This window comes from Bradyrhizobium sp. RP6 (assembly GCF_003837805.1).
Classification (GTDB): domain Bacteria; phylum Pseudomonadota; class Alphaproteobacteria; order Rhizobiales; family Xanthobacteraceae; genus Bradyrhizobium.
This window is the reverse complement of record NZ_RQIT01000001.1, coordinates 139,759-160,361: the sequence shown is the minus strand read 5'-3', so window position 1 is coordinate 160,361 and position 20,603 is coordinate 139,759. Positions and strand designations below refer to the sequence as shown.

The 20,603-nt window shown below is 64.1% G+C and carries 19 protein-coding genes, 1 tRNA gene and 1 pseudogene; 6 read left to right on the top strand and 15 right to left on the bottom strand.

The genetic code is table 11. The annotated features are described in order from the left end of the window. Position 1: 1 nt before the first annotated feature. A complete protein-coding gene (locus tag EHH60_RS00870; RefSeq protein ID WP_124157650.1) occupies positions 2 to 508 on the top strand; it encodes a hypothetical protein in 507 nt (168 codons plus the stop codon). 141 nt (positions 509 to 649) lie between these two features. Next, entirely contained in the window at positions 650 to 1,411 is a 762-nt protein-coding gene (locus EHH60_RS00865) for a glycosyltransferase family 2 protein (RefSeq protein WP_124157649.1), read from the top strand. A 118-nt stretch (positions 1,412 to 1,529) separates the two neighbouring features. Here the strand turns inward: EHH60_RS00865 and EHH60_RS00860 are convergent. Next, a tRNA-Trp gene (locus EHH60_RS00860) sits at positions 1,530 to 1,605 on the bottom strand. Positions 1,606 to 1,753: 148 nt separating this feature from the next. On the opposite strand from EHH60_RS00860, the gene EHH60_RS00855 reads away from it, so the two are divergent. After that, complete coding sequence (locus EHH60_RS00855) at positions 1,754 to 2,989, top strand: serine hydrolase domain-containing protein (protein WP_124157648.1); 1,236 nt, start codon at positions 1,754 to 1,756, stop codon at positions 2,987 to 2,989. 178 nt (positions 2,990 to 3,167) lie between these two features. Here the strand turns inward: EHH60_RS00855 and EHH60_RS00850 are convergent, their stop codons facing one another. Both EHH60_RS00850 and EHH60_RS00845 read right to left on the bottom strand, forming a co-directional pair. Further along, complete coding sequence (locus EHH60_RS00850) at positions 3,168 to 3,935, bottom strand: SDR family NAD(P)-dependent oxidoreductase (protein WP_124157647.1); 768 nt, start codon at positions 3,933 to 3,935, stop codon at positions 3,168 to 3,170. 121 nt (positions 3,936 to 4,056) lie between these two features. Further along, entirely contained in the window at positions 4,057 to 4,755 is a 699-nt protein-coding gene (locus EHH60_RS00845; protein WP_199751246.1) for a histidine phosphatase family protein, read from the bottom strand. 133 nt (positions 4,756 to 4,888) lie between these two features. Between EHH60_RS00845 and EHH60_RS00840 the strand changes: the two genes are divergently transcribed. Both EHH60_RS00840 and argE read left to right on the top strand, forming a co-directional pair. Beyond that, on the top strand, positions 4,889 to 5,674 hold the full coding sequence (locus EHH60_RS00840) for an SDR family NAD(P)-dependent oxidoreductase (RefSeq protein WP_124157646.1): 786 nt from the start codon (positions 4,889 to 4,891) through the stop codon (positions 5,672 to 5,674). Between the two features lie 1,024 nt (positions 5,675 to 6,698). Then, entirely contained in the window at positions 6,699 to 7,871 is a 1,173-nt protein-coding gene (gene argE, locus EHH60_RS00830; protein WP_124157645.1) for an acetylornithine deacetylase, read from the top strand. A gap of 163 nt (positions 7,872 to 8,034) precedes the next feature. Here argE and EHH60_RS00825 read toward each other — a convergent pair whose 3' ends face one another. Both EHH60_RS00825 and EHH60_RS00820 read right to left on the bottom strand, forming a co-directional pair. Beyond that, the gene (locus EHH60_RS00825) at positions 8,035 to 9,093 is read right to left on the bottom strand and encodes a phosphotransferase family protein (protein ID WP_124157644.1); all 1,059 of its coding nucleotides are present in this window, start codon (positions 9,091 to 9,093) and stop codon (positions 8,035 to 8,037) included. A gap of 130 nt (positions 9,094 to 9,223) precedes the next feature. Continuing rightward, complete coding sequence (locus EHH60_RS00820) at positions 9,224 to 10,459, bottom strand: acyl-CoA dehydrogenase family protein (RefSeq protein ID WP_124157643.1); 1,236 nt, start codon at positions 10,457 to 10,459, stop codon at positions 9,224 to 9,226. A gap of 313 nt (positions 10,460 to 10,772) precedes the next feature. Here EHH60_RS00820 and EHH60_RS00815 point away from each other — a divergent pair, with 313 nt between their 5' ends. Beyond that, the gene (locus tag EHH60_RS00815; RefSeq protein ID WP_124157642.1) at positions 10,773 to 11,444 is read left to right on the top strand and encodes a TetR/AcrR family transcriptional regulator; all 672 of its coding nucleotides are present in this window, start codon (positions 10,773 to 10,775) and stop codon (positions 11,442 to 11,444) included. Positions 11,445 to 11,526: 82 nt separating this feature from the next. Here the strand turns inward: EHH60_RS00815 and EHH60_RS00810 are convergent, their stop codons facing one another. The 10 genes and pseudogenes from EHH60_RS00810 to EHH60_RS00770 all read right to left on the bottom strand — a co-directional run bounded on the left by EHH60_RS00810 (position 11,527) and on the right by EHH60_RS00770 (position 20,537). Continuing rightward, a complete protein-coding gene (locus EHH60_RS00810) occupies positions 11,527 to 11,742 on the bottom strand; it encodes a hypothetical protein (RefSeq protein WP_124157641.1) in 216 nt (71 codons plus the stop codon). A gap of 178 nt (positions 11,743 to 11,920) precedes the next feature. Then, complete coding sequence (locus EHH60_RS00805) at positions 11,921 to 13,150, bottom strand: CaiB/BaiF CoA transferase family protein (protein ID WP_124157640.1); 1,230 nt, start codon at positions 13,148 to 13,150, stop codon at positions 11,921 to 11,923. A 192-nt stretch (positions 13,151 to 13,342) separates the two neighbouring features. Continuing rightward, positions 13,343 to 14,548, bottom strand: coding sequence for an MFS transporter (locus EHH60_RS00800; protein ID WP_124157639.1), 1,206 nt, complete (start codon positions 14,546 to 14,548; stop codon positions 13,343 to 13,345). A gap of 122 nt (positions 14,549 to 14,670) precedes the next feature. After that, positions 14,671 to 14,841 carry a hypothetical protein gene (locus EHH60_RS37365; RefSeq protein ID WP_199751245.1) on the bottom strand — a complete coding sequence of 57 codons (171 nt, stop codon included), beginning with the start codon at positions 14,839 to 14,841 and terminating at the stop codon, positions 14,671 to 14,673. A gap of 42 nt (positions 14,842 to 14,883) precedes the next feature. Next, positions 14,884 to 15,087: a hypothetical protein gene (locus EHH60_RS00795; RefSeq protein ID WP_061030115.1), complete on the bottom strand. Its 204-nt coding sequence runs from the start codon at positions 15,085 to 15,087 to the stop codon at positions 14,884 to 14,886. A 26-nt stretch (positions 15,088 to 15,113) separates the two neighbouring features. Further along, the gene (locus tag EHH60_RS00790) at positions 15,114 to 16,448 is read right to left on the bottom strand and encodes a PQQ-dependent sugar dehydrogenase (RefSeq protein ID WP_124157638.1); all 1,335 of its coding nucleotides are present in this window, start codon (positions 16,446 to 16,448) and stop codon (positions 15,114 to 15,116) included. After that, positions 16,445 to 16,897, bottom strand: coding sequence for a DUF2231 domain-containing protein (locus tag EHH60_RS00785; RefSeq protein ID WP_124157637.1), 453 nt, complete (start codon positions 16,895 to 16,897; stop codon positions 16,445 to 16,447). Before EHH60_RS00785 ends, EHH60_RS00790 begins: the two co-directional genes overlap by 4 nt. A 254-nt stretch (positions 16,898 to 17,151) precedes the next feature. After that, positions 17,152 to 17,337 (bottom strand): hypothetical protein, encoded by a 186-nt coding sequence (locus tag EHH60_RS00780; protein WP_245454363.1) that lies wholly within the window; start codon positions 17,335 to 17,337, stop codon positions 17,152 to 17,154. Positions 17,338 to 17,453: 116 nt separating this feature from the next. Beyond that, the gene (gene polX / locus EHH60_RS00775; RefSeq protein ID WP_124157636.1) at positions 17,454 to 19,166 is read right to left on the bottom strand and encodes a DNA polymerase/3'-5' exonuclease PolX; all 1,713 of its coding nucleotides are present in this window, start codon (positions 19,164 to 19,166) and stop codon (positions 17,454 to 17,456) included. A gap of 81 nt (positions 19,167 to 19,247) precedes the next feature. Continuing rightward, a pseudogene (locus EHH60_RS00770) lies at positions 19,248 to 20,537 on the bottom strand (nicotinate phosphoribosyltransferase). Positions 20,538 to 20,603: the final 66 nt, after the last annotated feature.

Below are 20,603 nucleotides of genomic sequence, written 5' to 3'. Positions count from 1 at the left end.
AATGTCCTTCGCTGTCGGACTCGTCGCCGCCGTCGTCTTCGCCCTGCTGGCGCCTGCCTTGCAGCTCGCGGCCCGCGCTCGCGCATGGTCGCTCGGACCCGTGATCCTGCTCGCGATCGCCGCGGTCGTCGCTCATGGTCTCGGCGTGATGCTCGGAATTTTAGCCCTCCCGCAATTTCAGTATTGGGACGCGGCGTCGATATTCGGATTTTGCGTCATAGCTTACGTTTTCGCCTTTGGCGCAGTCTATAAATCGGTTTCTCTGGACATCCTGCGCGGCCTCGTCGACCGGCCCGACCGGAGGGCCCCGGTTTTGGAGATCGCTGAAAGGCAGGTTCCAGATCTGTTCCGGGGACGAATTGGGAACTTGGTCGATGGCGGCTTGGTCGAACCGGTCGATTCGCACTTCAGGGCGACCGCGGAGGGCCGGAACATGGCAGGCCGCATCGGACGGCTGCGTCGCGCCTTCGGCATAGGCGATACCGGTCTCTACGATTTTTCCGACTAGTTGCGCGAAACACACAGATCCCGGGTTTCGTGTCCGGCTGTGTGGACGATGTCCGGCAGCCACATTGTTCGCCCGGCTCAGATGACCTAGAGTTGCCCCGGGGTTCTACCAGTCAAGGGTAGCCGGCAACGGCGGCATAAGATGACACCTTCCAGGGCGGCAAAAAAGCTTACGATCGTCATCCCTGCACTGAACGAGCAGGACAAGATCGCCGACACCATCGACGGCGTGCTGCCGCTCGCCCGCGAGTTGCTTGATGATTTCGAGATCTTCCTGATCGACGACGGCAGCACCGACGCCACCGGCGCAATCATGGACGGGTTCGCGGCCGGCGAGCCGCGCATCATCGTGCATCACAACGCCGAACGGCGGGGTGTCGGTGCCGGCTTCGAATTCGCACTGTCGCGCGCGAAGTTCGATGCCATCACGCTCATCCCCGGCGATCACGCCTTTCAAAACGAAGGGATCGCCCGGATGTTCAAGGCGGCGGGCGCCGCCGACATCGTCATCACCTACCGTGACAACCAGTCGGATCGCTCCATCAACCGCTCCCTCCAGTCGCATTCGCTGCGGTTCATCCTGAACTGCCTGTTCGGCTTCTGGCTGTCCGACTACCACAGCATGATCGTCTACCCCGTGAAATGGCTGCGCCAAATCGCGGTCAAGGCCGACGGCTATGGCTATCAGATCTGTGCGCTGATCTCGCTGCTCCAGCTCGGCCTCACCTACGTCCAGGTCCCCGTGAGCCTGAATGCGGAGCTGAAGGGATCGTCCCGCGCACTGCGCCTGCGCACCTATTTCGAGCTCGGTGGAACCATCGTCTCGCTGCTGCGCCGTGTTCCCATCCGGAACGTCGATTTCAGTCAGCTCCCGCTCGACGGGGAACGGACCCCCGCACGTTAAGCGACGCCTCGCTGACCTCGGCGCGGGACTGCGAACATTTGGGCCGGATTTTGGCTGTTCGTACGTGGGACGCCGTGTCCCTATCCCGCCAGCATCTAATCTAAGTGACTGATTTTACTGGCAGGAGTGGCAGGGCTCGAACCTGCGACCCCCGGTTTTGGAGACCGGTGCTCTACCAATTGAGCTACACTCCTACGAACCCACGTCACCGCGGATCAGGGGCGCTTTCAAGCACAGGGGACGGCCGGTTTGCAAGGGTGAACCGCGCCGGCTTCGCTTGTTTGTGCCGGGGCTTCTGGGCCACAGTCCGTTGACGATAACGAAAAGCAACCGGGAGTGCCCATGACCGCCGCAGCGACCGCCACAGCCGCCCCTCAGGCCACAACCGCGCCCCAGACCCCGCCCTTGCCGGAAGCCCGCCCCGAGACGCTCGGGCTGTCGCGGCCCCGTCTCCAGGCCATGTCGGACGCGTTCAAGCGCGAGATCGACAAGGGAACCGTTCCCGGCATCACCGTGCTGGTAGCGAGGCGAGGCCAAATCGGCTGGTTCGAGGCGCTCGGCCAGCAGAGCCCGCTTGGTGCCACACCGATGGCGCGCGATTCGATCTTCCGCATCTTCTCGATGACCAAGCCGATCGTCTCGGTCGCCATCATGGCGCTGGTCGAGGACGGCCACCTGCTTCTCGGTGACGCGGTCGCCAAGTTCATTCCCGAGTTCGCCGAGCAAAAGGTCGGCGTCGTCAGTGGCGGGCAACTGGAGTTGGTGCTCCCGACGCGGCCGATGACCGTGCAGGACCTGCTCCGCCACACCTCGGGCCTCACCTACGAGCACCAGGGCGACGGCCCCGTGCACAAGCTCTACCAGGAGTCCCGCGTCCGCAGCCGCAAGATCAGCAACGCCGAGCACGCAGCATTGGTGGCGAGCTTTCCGCTGGTCTGCCAGCCCGGCGCGGAGTTCAACTACAGCCGCTCCACCGACATCCTCGGCCGCATCATCGAGGTCGTCAGCGGCAAGTCGCTCGGCGCGTTCCTAACCGAGCGCGTGCTCGTGCCGCTCCAGATGGCCGAGACCGGCTTCTCGACTAGCGAGGCCAATGCCGGCCGGCTCGCCGAGCCGTTCGCGGCCGATCCCTGGACCGGCGACAAGGTCGCGCTGTTCAACATGCTCGAGCAGCCGGTGATGGAGTCCGGCGGCGGCGGCCTGGTCTCGACCACGATGGACTATGCCCGCTTCTGCCTGATGCTGCGCAACGGCGGCACGCTCGACGGCAACAGGATCATCGGCCGCAAGACGCTGGAGCTGATGGCATCCGATCACCTCGCCCCAAGCGTCGCCATCAACGGCACGCTGCTGTCGCCCGGCCACGGCTTCGGCCTCGGCTTCGCCGTGCGCAAGGAGGCCGGCATCGCGCCCTTCCCCGGCAGCGTCGGCCAGTATTTCTGGAGCGGCATTGCCGGCACGTTCTTCTGGATCGATCCGAAGGAGGATCTGTTCGCGGTGTTCATGAGCCAGGGCCCCGGCCAGCGCGACTACACGCGGACACTGGTGCGGGATCTGGTGTACGCGGCGATGGACTGAGGTCTCTTGCCCCGGACGCGCTGCAACGCCCCAAGCGCGTTTACGCGCGTCTTCGACGCGCTATGGCGTTGCTGCGCAGAGCCGGGGCCCATGCATTCGCGATCTCGTTCTCGGCTTTCTGAGCCCCGGCTCTGCGGAGCAGCGTTACGCGCTGCACCGCGTCCGGGACACGAGATCATCAACTGATCGTCGCGCCGCCGTCGATCACCATGGTCTGGCCGGTCATGAAGTCGCCGGCCTTCGATCCCAGGAACACCGCCGCGCCCGCGATCTCGTCGGGGATGCCGATGCGCAGGAGCGGCGAGCGCGAGGTCGAGGCTTTCAGATTCTCCGGATTGTCCCACAGCGCTTTCGCGAAATCGGTCTTGATCAGGCCGGGCGCGATGCAGTTCACGCGAATGTTGTGCGGGCCGTATTCACAGGCGAGGTTGCGCGCGAGCTGCATGTCGGCGGCTTTCGAAATGGCGTAAGCACCGAGGATGGTCGAGCCCTTGAGGCCGCCGATCGAGGAGACGATGATGATGGAGCCATCCTTGCGCTCGATCATCTGCGGCACCACCATCGAGATCAGCCAATTGTTGGCGACGATGTTGTTGTCGAGGATCTTCCTGAACTGATCGTCGGAGATGCCTGCGAGCGGGCCGTAATACGGATTCGAAGCCGCATTGCAGACCAGCACGTCGATCTTGCCGAAGGCACGGTTGCTCTCGTCGACGAGGTTTTGCAGATTCTCCTTCGACGAGATGTTGGCGGCGATCGCGACCGCGGTGCCCTTGCCGAACCTGCCGTTGATGCCCTTCGCCACCTGCTCGCAGACGTCGGCCTTGCGCGAGGAGATCACCACCTTGGCGCCGTGCTCGGCCATGCGCTCGGCGATCGCGAGCCCGATGCCGCGCGTCGATCCCGTGATGACGGCGACTTTCCCCTTCATGTCGAATAAGGTCATGTGTCTCTCCCAAATTCTAATTTTCACTTTGGATGTCATTCCGGGGCGGTTCGCAGGACCGAACCCGGAATCTCGAGATTCCGGGTCTGGTCCTTCAGACCATCCCGGAATGACAAACTCTTCAGGCCAGCTTCTTGACTTCCGGTCCCGCCGGCTGATGCATCGCCGCGTGCGCGGGATCGGCGATCCACGGCTGCTGATTCACCATCGGCAGCCGCCACACCGTGCGATCGGGGCTCGCAAAATAGTCCAGCCGCGTCACCGAGCAATTGTCGATGTCGAACGACAACCCGCGCTCCGGCTGGCCATCGAGCGCGAGGCCCAGCGCCGCCTTGATGGTGCCGCCATGCGCGACTGCGACGATGTCCTGTCCGGCCGCCTCGACATTAATCCGCTCGATGGTGCGGCGCGTACGGTTGTAGAGGTCCATGAAGCTTTCGCCGCCAGGCGCAGGCTCGTTGATGTCCGCGAACCAGCTCGATCCGACGGGGCGGCTGGCGATGAACTGGGCGCGGTTCATGCCCTGCCAGCGGCCGAGGTTCTGCTCCGCGAGATCCGCTTCCCATGTCATCGATGCAGGCCTCGGGAAGCCGGCCGCCCAGATCGCCTCCGCGGTCTGGTGCGTGCGCATCAGGTTGCTCGAATACCATACGGCCGTACGTGGCAGCACCTTGGCAACAGCATTGAACACATAGGTGTCGCTGGTGTCGCAGGCGATGTCGGACTGTCCGTAGATGTTGCCCCCGTCATTGCGCACCGGCGCGTGACGGACCCACCACCACCGCGTGACGACCACATTGGGCTTGCCTGCAGCTGCCATCGAAACCCTTCCATCCCGTTTGATGTCGCTGTACGTCAGTAACGAACGTGTCTCAAGACACTTTACCGTTTGAAATCTTGTTTGAAATTCCATCGCGCGGCAAGCGTCGCGCGCGAGCAAAAGGGAGCTACGCATGGGCCGCCTGCAAGGCAAATCCGTCATCATCACCGGCGCCGGCAGCGGCATCGGGCGCGCCGCTGCGCTGCTGTTCACCCGGGAAGGCGCCAGGCTGATCGCGGTCGACCGCACGGAGGCCGTGAAGGAGACCGTCGAGGAGGTGAAGCAGGCCGGCGGCATCGCGGAAGCCATGATCGCCGATGCCGGCTCCGAGAAGGACGTCATCGCCGTCATCGACAGGGCCGTGAAGACGCACGGCCGGCTCGACGTGATCTGGGCCAATGCCGGCATATCCGGCGGGCTCATTCCGATCGCCGAGCAGACGGTGGAGCACTGGCAGGAGATCTTGCGCGTCAACCTGATCGGGCCGTTCCTCGCGGTGAAATACGCGATGCCGCATATGGTGAAACAGCAGTCCGGCGCGATCGTGCTGACCGCTTCGGTTGCGGGCCTGAAAGCGGGCGCCAGCGGCCATCCCTATGCCGCCAGCAAGGCCGGCGTGATCAGCCTGGTGCAGACCACGGCCTATTCGCTCACCGGCACCGGCGTGCGCATCAACGCAGTCTGCCCCGGCCTGATCGAAACGGGCATGACTAAGCCGATCTTCGACCGCGCCAAGGAGCGCGGCACCCAGGACAAGATCGGCCAGCTCAATCCGCTCAAGCGGCCCGGCCAGCCGCATGAGCTTGCCGCGATGGGGCTGTTCCTGGCCAGCGACGAGGCGTCCTATGTGAACGGCCAGGCGTTCCCGGTCGACGGCGGCTTGACGGCGTCGATGCCGTATACGGGCAAGCCGGTTTAACAATGGTCTCGTGTCCCGGACACAGCGCGCAAGCGCTGCGGCGCAGAGCCGGGACCCAGGGCGCCGCACGGTTCGCTGTGATATGGGCCCCGGCTCTGCAGCGCACCGCCGAACCGGACGATGCTTCGCATCGCCGGCGAGGCGCTGCGCTGCGTCCGGGGCACGAGAGCGGAATTTGGCGCGCAACTGCCGCCACCGTCATTGCGAGCGCAGCGAAGCAATCGAGACTGCCGCTGCGGAGACGGTCTGGATTGCTTCGTCGCAAGAACTCCTCGCAATGACGGAGTATCCGGTACGCAGCTTGCGTTCAATTCGCATCCTCATCGCAGGCACACCTTCGCATTCTCGCGGCGCATTTCGCCCGAGCTTTGCCTTGATGTCTCACCCTCTGAAATGAAAGAGGGCGCAGGGAAGACCGGGAGCCGGCTGGCACCCGAGGTCCACTGTGCGAAATCTGCGTGGTGAGAAGCTGCACAGCGGCATACAGGTGTAGCCAGGACATCCCGGCCTTCCCTGCGCAGTGGTTTGACGGCTTATGTCGCGCTCTCCCCGGGGAGCGATGCACTATTGCCCCCGTCGCGTTGCGGATGACTGATGCGCGAACCCGGTCGGGCTGCCACATCACCGCAACACTTGGCGCACAGACCCCGGGCGCCAGGACCACACGATTTTGCCGTACGCCGATCACACCGGTCGTGTGCGCGCTGGGTCTCGCTCACGGTTGCCCGCCCTGCGATGCCTCTCGCGCCGATATAACCTGCGTCCACCGCCGTCCGGCCCGCGTTCGTGACGATCGCGATACGCCCCTCTTCCTTGGGCCGGAGTGGGCGCTACATACGCCGTTTCCGAAATTCGGTAAAGCGGAATGTTTTTGGCGGCACGGATTGACCGACGGTTAGGTGTTTTGCCCGACTACCGGTACAAGGTCTCGTAGCCCCGATGTTGATTTGCCCGACCGGCCACGGCGTTGGTATGGTTCGTGCAGGCACCTCAGCCTCCATCTTCCTCCGACAAAAACGTGACAATGCCAAGCTCGAGACCCGATCGCATCCGAAAACTCCTCGCCGACCTCGTCGCCTTCGACACCGTCAGCGACCGCACCAATCTCCCCCTGATTGCCCATATCGAAAGCTATCTCGCCGCGTTCGGCATCAAGGGCGAGCGCATCGTCGATGAGACCGGCGAGAAGGCTTCGCTCTGGGTCACGATCGGACCGGAGGACCGGCCGGGCTTCGCGCTGTCGGGCCATACCGACGTGGTGCCTGTCGTGGGCCAGGACTGGAGCCATGATCCGTTCAAGCTGGTGGAGCGCGACGGCAAGCTCTACGGCCGCGGCACCACCGACATGAAGGGCTATGTCGCGGTGTGCCTTGCCATGGTGCCGGAGATGATGGAGGCGAAACTCAAGACGCCGATCCATCTGGCGATCTCCTATGATGAAGAGATCGGCTGCGTCGGCGTGCGGCCGATGCTGCGCGAGGTCGCGAAGAAGAAGGTCAAGCCGCTCGGCGCCTTCATCGGCGAGCCCACGCAGATGCAGGTGATCATCGGCCACAAGGGCAAGCATGGCGTGCGCGCGACGTTCCATGGTCTTGCCCGTCACTCCTCGATCGCGCCTGAGGGTGTCAACGCGATCGAATATGCGGCCGAGTTGATCGTCGAGATCCGCCGCCGCGCCGTGGCGCTCGCGGCCGCGCGATCAACGGACAGGCTCTACGACGTCCCGCACTCGACGCTGCTGACCAGCATCGTGCATGGCGGCGCCGCGCTGAACATCGTCCCCGACACCTGCACGGTGGATTTCGAATGCCGCGGCATCGGTATCACCGAATCCAGAGAGGTGACGGATGCGATCGTCGCCTGGGCCAAGGCCGAGATCGAGCCGGCGATGAAGGCGAGGCATCCTGAATGCGGCATCGATTTCGAGGAGATCCTCGACTACCCCGCCCTCGACACGCCTGCAGATGCCGCGATCGTGACGCTCGCCAAAAGCCTGGCGGGGCGCAACGACCATGCCAAGGTCGCGTTCGGCACCGAGGCCAGCCTGTTCTCCAGCATGACCGACATCCCGTCGGTGGTGATCGGCCCGGGCTCGATCGCGCAGGCGCATACGCCGGATGAGTTCGTGGAGATGGCGGAGCTGGAGAAATGCGCGGGGTTCGTGGAGAGGCTGATCGCGCATTGTAAGAACGCGTAGGCAATATCGGTGACGTGACTGGGGTCCCGGCTCTGCGGAGCAGCACCATAGCGCGTCGAAGACGGCGTGAACGCGCTTATGGTGCTGCACCGCGTGCGGGACACGAGAGTTGTGCACGCCAATGAGAAAAGGCGCGGCCAGATCGGCCGCGCCTTTGTCATTCCTACACCGCGCCCGCCTTCTGCGCGTATTCCCACGACGCCTTCGACAGGGGCACGGTGCGCTTGGCGGATTCGAGCGCCTTGGCGTTGGCGGCGGTACCGTCGCGGACGCGGCCGGCGATGCCCTGGGTGATGCCGGCGAGACGGAACAGGTTGTAGGCGAAGTACCAATTGAGATCAGGCACCGTCATCTTGGTGACGTTGCCATAGATCTGCGCGGCCTCTTCAAGGCTGGGGATGTTGAGCGCCTTGAGGTCGGCGCCCTCCAGGCCCGGCATGATCCATTGCATCAAGAGATAGGTGAAGTCGGCCATGGGATCGCCGAGCGTCGACAACTCCCAGTCCAGCACGGCCTGCACGCGCGGTTCCGTTGCGTGGAAAATCATGTTGTCGAGGCGGTAGTCACCATGGACGATCGAGACGCGCGCCTGCTCCGGCACCGTCCGCGGCAGCCATTCGGCGACCTTCTCGAACTCCGGAATGTGCTGGGTCTCGGAGGCCCGATACTGCTTGGTCCAGCGGTCGATCTGGCGCGCAAAGTAATTGCCGGGCTTGCCGAAGTCACCGAGGCCGATGGCGTTGGGATCGAACATGTGGAGCTTCGCCAGCGTCTCGATCTTGCTGGTGAAGATCTTGCGCCGCGCTTCCGGCTCCTGGCTCGGCAGCGTTGGATCCCAGAACACCCGGCCCTCCTCCATCGACATGATGTAGAAGGCGGCGCCGATCACGCCATCGTCCTGGCACAGCGCATAGGCGCGCGCGACCGGAAAGCCCTGCTTTCCAAGCGCGGCGATGACGCGGTACTCGCGGTCGACCGCATGCGCCGATGGCAGCAATTTGCCGAAGGGCTTCCTGCGCATCACGTAGGAACGGTTCGGCGTGTTGAGCCGATAAGTCGGGTTGGACTGGCCGCCCTTGAACTGGAGCACGACCAGCGGTCCCTCGAAGCCTTCGACGTTCTCGCGCATCCAGGCCTCCAGCCGCAGTTCGTCGAAGCGATGACGCTCCTCGACCGGCTTGGTGCCCGAAAACTCCTCGTCTTTCCTGACGCCGTCAGCCACGGTGACGCTCCCTCTTCGCTCCGAACATGATCCTAATCGGTAACCGCTGACGCACTTGCGTCAAGCGGTTACCGCAATTGGATCATGTCCCGTCGTTCTTCAAGTCGGGAGCGCCGCAGGGCTCCCCCGCTTAGTGATTGGGAGAGTTGGCATACTTCCGAACTTCGAGCCTGGCAATGGCGCGATTGTGGACCTCGTCCGGACCGTCGGCGAGACGGAGCGTGCGGATGTGGGCGTAGTCCTTGGCAAGGCCGGCCTCGTCCGACACACCGCCGCCGCCGAACGCCTGGATCGCCTCGTCGATGATCTTCAGCGCCATGTTGGGTGCTGCGACCTTGATCATGGCGATCTCGGCCTGCGCGGTCTTGTTGCCGACCTTGTCCATCATGTCGGCCGCCTTGAGGCAGAGCAGACGCGTCATCTCGATGTTGGTGCGGGCTTCGCCGATGCGCTGCTCCCACACGGAGTGCTCGACGATCTTCTTGCCGAAGGCGGTGCGCGAGGTGAGCCGCTTCACCATCTTCTCCAGCGCCTCCTCGGCCTTGCCGATGGTGCGCATGCAGTGATGGATGCGGCCCGGACCGAGGCGGCCCTGCGCGATCTCGAAGCCGCGGCCTTCGCCGAGCAGGATATTCTCCTTCGGCACGCGCACGTTCTCGAGCAGCACCTGGGCGTGGCCGTGCGGGGCGTCGTCGAAGCCGAACACCGGCAGCATCTTCTCGACCTTGATACCGGGAGTGTCGAGCGGAACCAGGATCTGCGACTGCTGCTGGTGCTTGGCCGCCTTGAAGTCGGTCTTGCCCATTAGGATCGCGATCTTGCAGCGGGGATCACCGACGCCGGACGACCACCATTTGCGGCCGTTGATGACGTAGTGATCGCCGTCCCGCTCGATGCGGGTCTCGATGTTGGTGGCGTCGGACGAGGCGACCGCAGGTTCCGTCATCAGGAAGGCCGAGCGGATCTCGCCGTCCATCAGCGGACGCAGCCATTTGCGCTTCTGCTCCTTGGTGCCGTAGCGCATGAACACTTCCATGTTGCCGGTATCAGGCGCCGAGCAGTTGAACACCTCCGAGGCCCAGGTGATGCGACCCATCTCTTCGGACAGGAGCGCGTATTCGAGATTGGTCAATCCCGCACCACGGAATTCATCATCTTCATGCTCGTTCGGCGGCATGAACATGTTCCAGAGGCCCTCGGCCTTCGCCTTCTTCTTGAGGTCTTCCAGCACCGGGATGACCTTCCAGCGGTCGCCGCTCTTGTCCTGCTGGTCGTAAATCGGCACCGCCGGGCGCACGTGCTTGGCCATGAAGGACCGCACGCGTTCGAGCCATTCCTTCTGCTTGGTCGACAGATCAAAATCCATGGGACGCTCCTCGTTTCTCTCTCGCTGGTCCTTTTGCGCCGGACTGTCCTCCCGCCGCGCGCGGCCCGCAAGCGCGAATGCGCAAACTTGCGTGGTGCACAGGAACCCATCGCACTTGCGAATGAGTCTTGATTGCGGATTGACTTTTCCCGGCCTTCAAACAATAGTTTCATACAACTGTTTGAATTGCAACTCCCTCGCTCACGACGTCATTCCGTGACAGCCCGCAGGGCTGAACCCGGAATTTCGAAATGTGGCGCGAGATTCCGGGTGCAACGCTGACGCGTCGCCCCGGAATGACGGGATAAGAGCCATGGCCAGCGATCATACGAGGTCTGCCATTCTCGCCGCCGCCGAACGGCTCTATGCCGATCGCGGCTTCGGCGACGTGACGCTGCGCGACATCGTCGCGGAGGCCAATGTCAACCTGGCGGCGGTGAACTATCATTTCGGCTCGAAGGACGAGCTGATCGCGGAACTGTTCGTCACACGCTCGATCGCCACCAACCGCGAGCGCCTGCGCGAATTGAAGGCGGCGGAAGAGCAAGGCGGCGGCCGCGCGCCGATCGAGGTGATCTTGCGCGCCCTGGTCGGCCCGACCTTGCGCGGCTGCCTTGGCCCGCAGAACCAGCGCTCCACCGCAGCGCGCTTCATGATCCGCGCTTCGATCGAATCCGTGCCGCCGATCCGCCGCATCAAGAACCGCGAGATCGACCATTTGCGGAAATTCGCCGGCGCAATGCGCCGCGCCCTGCCCGAGCGCAGCGACGTCGATATCTACTGGGGCCTCAACTTCGCGCTCGCGATGGCGCACCACACCATCCGCGAGAGCGAGCGGCTGACCAAGCTGTCGGAAGGCAAATGCGATCTCGACGACGTCGAGGACGTGGTTGCGCGCGTGGTCAGCGTCGCGACGATGGCGCTGACCGCGGGGCGGACGGAGAGCAAGGCGCCGGTGCGAGCACTGGCACGCGATGCACGCTGATCGATGAGCCCGATCAAAGCAGGGGCGAGGCACTCCCGCGCGGGAAAAGACACCTGAATTTGCGCGGCTGCCGCCGGCGGGCTTAGACCCGCTGCGGCATCTCCTCGGCCTCTTCCTTGGCGAGCAGCAGCAGCATCTCGATACCCATCTCGCCTTCCTGCGGCGATCGGATGAACTTTATTTCGTCGGCGCTCTGCCGCAACGCGGCAATGATGGCGATGGCCTGATTGGCGGTGGCCGCCTCGGTCGCCAGAATGGCCTTCTGGTCCTTGGCCTGGAACCCGATCGTGTAGGACATTCGCTTCCCTCCCGAACTCAAGTGGAGAGATCGAATCAGAGTCTCGCGCGAAGGGGAAGCCTGTGCGACTACGGGCCGGGATTATCTGGGGATTGCGGGCAAGCTTCAGGCAAGCCCCGGTAGCGCGCGTGCGTCCTCGGCCGTCGCACGGTCGCGCCGAGGCTCACGTTCCCTCCGGCTAGATGATCCCCTGCTGCTTCAGCTGCTCGATCTTGCCCGCATCATAGCCGAGCTTGCCACTGAGCACCTCCTCGGTGTGCTCCCCTAGCAGCGGCGGAGCGCGGTAGGTCTCGATCGGCGTCTCCGAGAGGGTCAACGCGTTGCGGACCAGCGAAAGATCGGGCTTGAAGGGGTGATCGACCTTCACCCGCATGCCGCGCGACTGGACGTGCGGGTCGGAAAACACCTGCTCGAAATTGTTGATCGGACCTGACGGCACACCCGCCTCCTCGAGCTTCTCCAGCCAGTAGGCCACCGGCTGTTTCAGGAACAGGCCGGCGAAGATCGCCATGATCTCCTTGCCGTGCACGACGCGGTCGTTGTTCTTGACGAAGCGCGGATCGTTCGCGAGCTCGGGCTCGCCCAGCACGGCGCAGGTGCGCTGAAACTGGCCGTCATTGCCGACCACCAGCATCAACTCGCCGTCGGCGCAGCGGAACACCCCGGCCGGCATGCCGCCATTGCCCCAGGTGCCGCGGCGCGGCGGCGTCTTGCCGTTGACGAGATAGATCTGCAGCCAGTGCGACAGGGATGCGATGACGGTGTCGAACAGGCACACGTCGATGTGCTGTCCCTGTCCGCCATTGGCGTCGCGATGGTAGAGCGCCGAGAGAATCCCGATCGACGCGTTCATGCCGGTCATGTAGTCGACGATCGACGGGCCGACCTTCATCGGGCCCTCGCCCGGCTCGCCGTCGATATGGCCGGTGACGCTCATCAATCCGCCCATCGCCTGCAGGATGGCATCATAGCCGGCACGCGGCGCATACGGCCCGGTCTGGCCGAAGCCCGTCACCGAGCAATAGATGATGCCGGGATTGATCGCCTTGATGGTCTCGTAGTCGAGGCCGTAGCGCTTGAGATCGCCGACCTTGTAGTTCTCCATGAAGACGTCGGCGTCCTTGGCGAGCTCCCGGACGATCGCCTGCCCTTCCGGCTTGGCGATGTTGACGGTGACGGACTTCTTGTTGCGGTTGGCGCAGAGGTAGAACGAGTTGTTGTTGTTGGCCTTGCCCTCGGGGTCGTTCAGGTAGGGCGGTCCGAAGGCGCGCGCGTCGTCGCCGGTGCCCGGCCGCTCGATCTTGATCACCTCCGCGCCGAGATCGCCCAGCATCTGGGCCGACAGGGGCCCGGCCAGCACGCGGGTGAGGTCAAGGATCTTGATGCCTGAGAGCGGCAAGGCCGACATGTCGGTTTCCTCCGGGGAACTGAATCTTAGAGCTGATTTTGGCGCGGCGGCGAGATCGAAGGCCGCGCTCCCTGCGGATACACTATTTTCGTGCCATGAGCACTGCACTGACGGCATACGGCCATCTCCTGCGGGGCAGCGGCGCCAATTCCCGCTCGCAACTTTCCGCGCCGCGAATATCGCCTCGACGTCTCAGGTTGCGGCCGCCGCGACCACCCGCGGTCGGCGGCGGCCGAGCAGGACCAGGATCAGCACCGTGGCGCAGGAAAAGACGAAGGTGAGACCGAGCGCACCGCGGCTGCCGAACTGAGTCAGCAGGCCGACGAGGAGCGGCGGCGAGACCGCTGATGCCAGATTGAGCGGCAGCGCGATCATCGACATGGCCTTGGCGAACTCGGCCTTGTCGTAGAACACGAGCGGGATGGTTGCCCGCGCCACCGCCATCGCGCCGCTGCCGGCGCCATAGAGCAGGATGAAGACCGCGACCGCCCAGGTGGCGCCCTCGCCCATCATCAGGAGCAGCATGGAGATCGGCAATGCGGTGCCCGCCACAAGCCCGGTGGTGATCCCGTCCCATCGGCCGCCGCCGAGGAAATCCAGCCCGCGGGCGCTGACCTGGATCACGCCCAGCATCGAACCGAACGCCAGCGCCTGAGCCGGCGCCAGCCCCTCCGCCCGCAACAGCTCGATCAGGACGGCGCTGATGCCGAAATTGACGAAGGCGTTCAGCGTGATCGCGGCTACGACGAGGCCGAACGTGCTCCTTGGAATCGCAGGCGACCGCGACCGCCTTGTCGGCTCGGCGCCCTCGTCCTCCGCGACGGACCGGCGCGGCGCAAAAAACGCATAGGGCGGGAGACTGACGACGAGCATCATCGCCGCGTAGACGAGGCATGTCCCCCGCCAGCCGAGGTGACCGCTCAGGAACGAGGTGGTCGGCCAGAAGATGCTGCTCGACAGGCCCGTCACCAGCATGAGCGCGCCGATCGCGCTCTTGGCCCGCCGACCTGCGACCTCGTTCAGCATGATATAGGCGCCCGTCGACAGCGTGGCGCTGCCGGCCATGCCGAGCACGATCCACGCTGCAAAATAGAGCATCGGCTCGCGCGCGAGCGAGAGCAGCACGAAGCCCGGCGCAGTGACGATCGTGCCGACCATCATGACCGTCCGCGCACCATGCCGCGCAAACGATTTGGCGAGCAACGGGCCGCACAGCCCCATCGAGACGTAGAGAACGGATGTCCCGGCGAACACCGCCGGCAGGCTCATGCCGAGATCGGCCGCGAGATCGCGTCCGACGATGGCGGGAAGGCCTATCGTACCCCATCCGACCAATTGCGTGATCGCGAGCACGAGCAGGACGCCGATCAGCCTGCCGTCAGATTTCAAGAACCGCATTCCAAACGTCGCCTGCCGCCAGGCGCAGATCGCGCCGGCTCACCTTCCTTACCTGCAGATTGATGTCACGGGAATGTCGGTTCCGAATGGCACCGCGGCGCCAGCCGCAGAGCAAACCCGCATCACGCCGTGCGACCGGGATCGATGTGCTTCGGCGTCTTCTTGGCGCGCTGCGGTGTCATTTTGGCCGGGTCAGGCGCGCCGGGCACGCCGCGCGGACCGAGCTGCTCGCGCTGGATGTCGTCCTCGGACTGGGACGGCTCGACGCCGTTCTGCTCACGGGGCTTGGTCACCTCGGCCTCCTTCTCTCGCACGCTTTTCTGCCGCCAGACGCTCTACACACCGAGCGCGTTGTCGCCGGCTTCGCGGCCAGGCACGCTGACATGGACTTCATGTCCCTCGCGAAGGGCCAGGGATGCCGCGGCCACCGCGGACTCGAAGGCGGCTTCCTTGGTGGCGTATCTGCTCTTGACGTCGCCGTCATGTAGCACGCCCCATTCGTCCTGCACCGGTACGATGGCATATTGAGCAAGGCCCATTGTCGAACTCCTCCCGTTCTCGATGTCTAATGTTGCGTCAGTTGCGGATGCGCCGCGCTCACCCGCCAGACCGTGTTGCCGCTGTCGTCTGCGATCAAAAGCGCGCCGGTCTTGTCGATGGCGACACCGACCGGACGGCCACGCGCCTGGTTGTCGCTGTTGAGAAAGCCCGTGACGATGTCTTGCGGCGGGCCGCTCGGCTTGCCGTCCGTGAACGGCACGAACACGACCTTGTAGCCGTTGAGCACGTGCCTGTTCCAACTGCCATGCTCGCCGACAAACGCGCCGCGGCGATAGGCCGCCGGCAGACCGGTGCCGGTGTTGAAGGCGAGCCCGAGCGGCGCGACATGCGAGCTCAGGGCATAGTCCGGCACGATCGCCTTGGCCACGAGATCCGGCCGCTCCGGCTTGACGCGGGGATCGACGTGCTGGCCGAAATAGCTGTAAGGCCAGCCGTAGAATCCGCCGTCCTTCACCGAGGTCATGTAGTCAGGGACGAGATCGGGGCCGAGTTCGTCGCGCTCGTTCACAACCGTCCACAGCGCGCCGGACTGCGGCTCGAAGCTGAGCCCGTTGGGATTGCGCAGGCCGCTTGCGAATACACGCCAGCGGCCGCTGGAGCGATCGATCTCGAGGATGGCGGCGCGGTTGTGCTCGGCCTCCATTCCGTTCTCGGTGATGTTGCTGTTGGAGCCGACGCCGGCATAGAGCTTCGAGCCGTCGGGGCTCGCCACCAGGCTCTTGGTCCAGTGATGGTTGATCGGTCCGCCCGGCAGCGGCGTCAGCACCGTGCCCGGCGCGGTGATCTTCGTATCCCCTTCCGTGTAGGGATATCTGACGATGGCGTCGGTGTTGGCAACATAGAGATCGTTGCCGACCAGCGCGACGCCGAATGGCGAATTGAGATGGTCGAGAAAGACGCTTTGCGTGTCCGGCACGCCGTCGCCATTGCTGTCGCGCAGCAGCGTGATGCGATTGCTCGGGCCAGTATCGCCGCCGGAGGTCGCCCAGGACTCGACGAAGCCCATCACAATCTCTTTGGGCCGCTTGATCGGCGCGCCCTTCGGCGCCTTGGATTCCACCACCAGCACATCGCCATTGGGCAACACGTAGAGCGAGCGCGGGTGCTGCAAGCCCGTGGCAAAGGCCTTGGCCTGCAAGCCTTGCGCCACCGTCGGCGTCTCGTCCTTCTTCCAGCCGACGATGCGGGCGATATGGATCGGCGGCAGCAAGTATTGCTGGATGTCGGGGAGCGTCGGGTTGGCGCCGGTTTGCGCCCTGGGATCGCCGCTGCCGTCATTGCAGCCGGCCAGAAAGAGAAGCGCCGAGCACAACAGCGCATGGGAAAACAAGAGCTTCATCGCGCAACTCCCACGCCGTGGCGATAGACCATGGCCCAGCCGAGCCACCCCGTAATCGCCAGGATCAGCACGGTGATCGCGGACAGAACGAGCCCGCTCGGCCATACCGAGGTCCAGGCATCGCGGGTGTGGATCATCGTGTTGAAGATCGCCAGGATCAGCGCCACCGTATTGCCGATCAGGTGCGGCCAGGCCGGCGCCTGCGCCCGCACCAGCCGGTTACCGAGGAAATCGATCAGGCCCGCGATGGCCGCCAGCACGCCGAAGATGACGCCGACGAGCAGAAGCCAGGCCGAAAAATCCGCCCACATGATCTCGGCGCTGACGACATAGGCGATGTCGGTCAGCAGCGCCCCGACAAAACACGCGATCGGGATCGGCACCAGCATCGGATGAATGGGATGACCCGCGATCTGCGCAGTGCTGCGCACGCGCACGTCTTCTTGCACGATTGGCCTCGTGTGACCTTTGGCCCCTGCCCGTGCGGCCAACTCAGGCTAGCGATGAAGGTTCCTACCGTTGTGCAGCAAGCCTTGCGCAGACCTCACACGCCGCCCCTGCGCGCTTTCGCCATCGTGAAGCGAGGCCATAGCTCACCCGCGCGCCCATATCTGCCGGGCTATCGGCCGGACCAAATCCTTCACAGTCCACGAGAGGTTTTGTCGCGAGTTTCAGGCCCCAGGGCATGAAACTCGACGCAGCCTCATCCGCTGATCGGCTTGACGTCGATAACATCTCCGTCATCGACGTGGTCCCGAATCGCTTCGAGCTCTGCCGCATTGATCTCAAGCAGCCACTTTCTCCACTCCCGCGGATGTCCCTCCGGGGCGGCGAGTTCGCCGCCCGCCGTGTACCGGTACTTCGCCAGCGCGCCCATGGCCCGTTCCATTGCGCTCCCGTCCCTCAAGGTTACAACGCACCGCATCAGAAACCTCACGTGTTTCAATTATTGATAAGGATTCCACGGCGGCCCGGCGTCACATTGACGGGGATCAAAGAGTCAAATCAGCGCCTCAACCGTCTTCGCAGACTGGACAAAGGCAGCGTATTGATCACGTCGGATGGCCCTAGCCAGCCGCGGCGTGCCTGATCGACACCAAATCGCATGTTGTCGAAACCAGCCACCGCATGCGCGTCGGTCGAGATGGCGAGCTTGACGCCCGCCGATTTGGCCGCATGGGCGTGAATGTCCATGAGGTCCAGCCTGTCGGGATCGGCGTTCAGCTCGAGACAACAACCGCGAGCGGCGGCGGCCGCGACCATCGCCTCGACATCCACCTCGTAGGGTTCGCGCTCGCCGATGAGCCGCCCAGTCGGGTGGGCAATGATGGACACGTGCCCGTTGTCCATCGCACGGATGATGCGCTCGGTCTGCAGTTTGCGAGACATATCGAACTTGTAGTGCACGGCCGCGACGACGATATCGAGCCGCGACAGGATCTTGTCCGGCAGATCGAGGTGCCCATCGGCAAGGATGTCGACCTCCGCTCCCTTGAGGACGACAAAGCCGCCCAGTTTCTCATTTAGTCGATCGATTTCATCGATCTGCCGGCCCAGCCTTGCGGCATCCAGACCATGCGCCACCGTGACATGTTGGCTGTGGTCCGTGATGGCGATGTAGTCGTAGCCTCTGGCTTTCGCCGCGGCCGCCATGTCTGCAACCGGCGCCGTACCATCGCTCCAGTTGGAATGGACATGCAGGTCGCCCCTGATATCGCCTAGCGCAATCAGCCTGGGAAGCTTACCGGCTCTTGCGAGCGCGATCTCGCCGCGGTCCTCGCGCATTTCCGGCGGAATCGCTGCAAGGCCGAGCTTGCGGTAGATCTCCTCCTCGCTCGCGCCTGCAATGCGCCGCTCGCCGTCGAACAGGCCGTATTCGTTGAGCTTCCAGCCACGATCGTTGGCAAGGCCGCGCAGGGCAATGTTATGCGCCTTCGACCCCGTGAAATACATCAGCGCCGCCCCGTAACTCGCCTTTGGGACGACCCGCAGATCGACTTGAAGGCGAGAGCGAAGGACTACTGTCGTTCTGGTCGGGCCGTGCGCGAGGACCTTGGCGACATTCTCGTACCTGGTGAGCTTGTCGCCGATCGCCGCGCCGCCGTGCGCGGCCACGACAATGTCGAGATCACCCACGGTATCGCGCCTACGGCGATAGCTTCCGGCAACCGCGATCTGATCCGGCTTGGTACTGCGCAGATAATTCAACAGCGCCTCCGCTTCAGCCTCGGCCTCTGAGAGCTTAAAGCGCCTTTCCGCCTGCGGCTTGGCCAGCGCAGCCGCGAGCTTCTCCTCGCTCTTGGCTCCGAAGCCTTTCAGCTCCCGCAATCGTCCCGACCTGATCGCCCGGCGCAAATCCTCGAGCGAACGGACACCCAGCTTGTCGTACAGCAGCTTCACTCGCTTGGGACCGAGCCCGGGAAGCGCGGCAATCTCACCGAGATCACCCGGCAGCTCGCGCTTGAGCCGGTCGAGCACATCGAATTTGTGCGTCGCGACGATGGTTTCGATCTTGCCCGCGAGATCCTTGCCGATCCCCGGTAGCTCGGAAAGATCCTCGCCTGCTTTCAGCAAACTCGTGATGCTCTTCGGCAGGCGCTCGATCAGACGGGCCGCATTTCGATAGGCGCGGGAACGGAAAGGATTGTCGCCCTTGATCTCCAGGAGCTCGGCGGTTTGGTCGAACATCTCGGCGATTTCAGCGTTCTGAACCGGCACAGGCGCTCTCCATGCCGTAATACGCTAGGCGCACACCGGGCGTTCGCTTTGATCCAGATCAGAAGGACTTGCGGCAGAGGCCTACCTCATTCTCAGGTCGACAGCGGCTGCCATTTGTTGGAGCCGGGGCGCCACCTGGACGGGATACGACGAGCGGCTTTGAAGGCCTTCGAAACCTCTCGGCAATCGTTCCAACTGCGTCCGGGCGTAGGCGCGGATGTCCTGGAGCGGCGGCTGACGCGCGATCGGACGACCCTGTTGCAGCACAGGGACGATCAGGGCCTCTCCTTCTTGAACGTCGTCTTCTGTCGACAGAACGTCCGACGCCATATAGCCGTCGGCATCGTAGCGGCGCCACACCTGCTTGCGGCCGGGCCAGGTCGCCTTGCCGGTCGAACGCTTCCGCCGCGGCTCGCCGGCATATTCCTGCAGCTTATAGGCGCAATCGAGCGCCGGTACGTCGGACGACGTCGCCAGGCTGGTGCCGATCCCGATGCCGTCGATGGGAGCGGCCTCGTGGACAAAGGACAACAACGTTTCTTCCTCGATGCCGCCGCTGACGAAGATGGTGACGTCGTTGAGGCCACCCTCATCAAGGATCTGCCTCACACTTCTCGAGAGCGCCACCAGATCGCCGCTGTCGATCCGCACCCCGCGGATCGTAATTCCGAGCGCCCGCAGTCGCGGAGCCAAGGTCACGACCTTCCTGGCCGCCACCTCGGTGTCGTATGTGTCGATCAACAGCACGAGGTCCTTCGGACGCGCGCGCGCAAACGCTTCGAAGGCGGCCATCTCGTCGTCGAACGACTGGATGAATGAATGCGCCATCGTGCCATAGGCAGGAATCCCGAAGCATTTTTCCGCGAGAACTGTGGCGGTGCCGGCAAAGCCCCCGATATAGCTGGCCCGCGCAGCCAGAAGACCGGCTTCGGCGCCATGGGCCCGGCGCAGCCCGAAGTCAACCAGCAGCTTGTCCGGTGCGAGCAGCGCCATGCGGGCGGCCTTGGACGCGATCAGCGACTGGAAATGCAACACGTTGATCAGCCGGGTTTCGAGAAGCTGAGCTTCGGGGAGCGGCGCCGTGACGCGGAGGATCGGTTCGTTGGCGAAGAACACCGTGCCTTCCGGCATAGCATGAACGTCGCCGCTGAACTGGAAATCGGAGAGATAGTCGATCAGGCGCGCGCTGAACCTGCCGCTGCGGATGAGCTAGCTCAATTCGTCATCGGAAAAGCGCAGACCTTGGAGGAATTCCAGCGCCTGCTCGAGCCCTGCCGCCATCAGGAAATTGCGCTGCGGCGGAAGCTTGCGGACGAAGAACTCGAAGACCGCGGTCCCGGTCTGGCCCGCCTCCAGGTAGGCCTGCACCATATTCAACTGGTACAGATCGGTCAGGAGTGCGCTTGGTGACGTGTCCATGCCAATCCCGGAAATTCT

Excerpts from the sequence above, each read along its gene's own strand:
- EHH60_RS00790 (WP_124157638.1), bottom strand. The coding sequence starts at position 16,448 with ATGAAGCTCTTGTTTTCCCATGCGCTGTTGTGCTCGGCGCTTCTCTTT.
- EHH60_RS00845 (WP_199751246.1), bottom strand. The coding sequence starts at position 4,755 with ATGGCAGCTGCAGGCAAGCCCAATGTGGTCGTCACGCGGTGGTGGTGG.
- argE (WP_124157645.1), top strand. The coding sequence starts at position 6,699 with ATGCCAAGCTCGAGACCCGATCGCATCCGAAAACTCCTCGCCGACCTC.
- EHH60_RS00800 (WP_124157639.1), bottom strand. The coding sequence starts at position 14,548 with ATGCGGTTCTTGAAATCTGACGGCAGGCTGATCGGCGTCCTGCTCGTG.
- EHH60_RS00815 (WP_124157642.1), top strand. The coding sequence starts at position 10,773 with ATGGCCAGCGATCATACGAGGTCTGCCATTCTCGCCGCCGCCGAACGG.
- EHH60_RS00780 (WP_245454363.1), bottom strand. The coding sequence starts at position 17,337 with ATGGAACGGGCCATGGGCGCGCTGGCGAAGTACCGGTACACGGCGGGC.
- EHH60_RS00810 (WP_124157641.1), bottom strand. The coding sequence starts at position 11,742 with ATGTCCTACACGATCGGGTTCCAGGCCAAGGACCAGAAGGCCATTCTG.
- EHH60_RS00795 (WP_061030115.1), bottom strand. The coding sequence starts at position 15,087 with ATGGGCCTTGCTCAATATGCCATCGTACCGGTGCAGGACGAATGGGGC.
- EHH60_RS00855 (WP_124157648.1), top strand. The coding sequence starts at position 1,754 with ATGACCGCCGCAGCGACCGCCACAGCCGCCCCTCAGGCCACAACCGCG.
- EHH60_RS00820 (WP_124157643.1), bottom strand. The coding sequence starts at position 10,459 with ATGGATTTTGATCTGTCGACCAAGCAGAAGGAATGGCTCGAACGCGTG.
- EHH60_RS00805 (WP_124157640.1), bottom strand. The coding sequence starts at position 13,150 with ATGTCGGCCTTGCCGCTCTCAGGCATCAAGATCCTTGACCTCACCCGC.
- EHH60_RS00865 (WP_124157649.1), top strand. The coding sequence starts at position 650 with ATGACACCTTCCAGGGCGGCAAAAAAGCTTACGATCGTCATCCCTGCA.
- EHH60_RS00840 (WP_124157646.1), top strand. The coding sequence starts at position 4,889 with ATGGGCCGCCTGCAAGGCAAATCCGTCATCATCACCGGCGCCGGCAGC.
- EHH60_RS00850 (WP_124157647.1), bottom strand. The coding sequence starts at position 3,935 with ATGACCTTATTCGACATGAAGGGGAAAGTCGCCGTCATCACGGGATCG.
- EHH60_RS00870 (WP_124157650.1), top strand. The coding sequence starts at position 2 with ATGTCCTTCGCTGTCGGACTCGTCGCCGCCGTCGTCTTCGCCCTGCTG.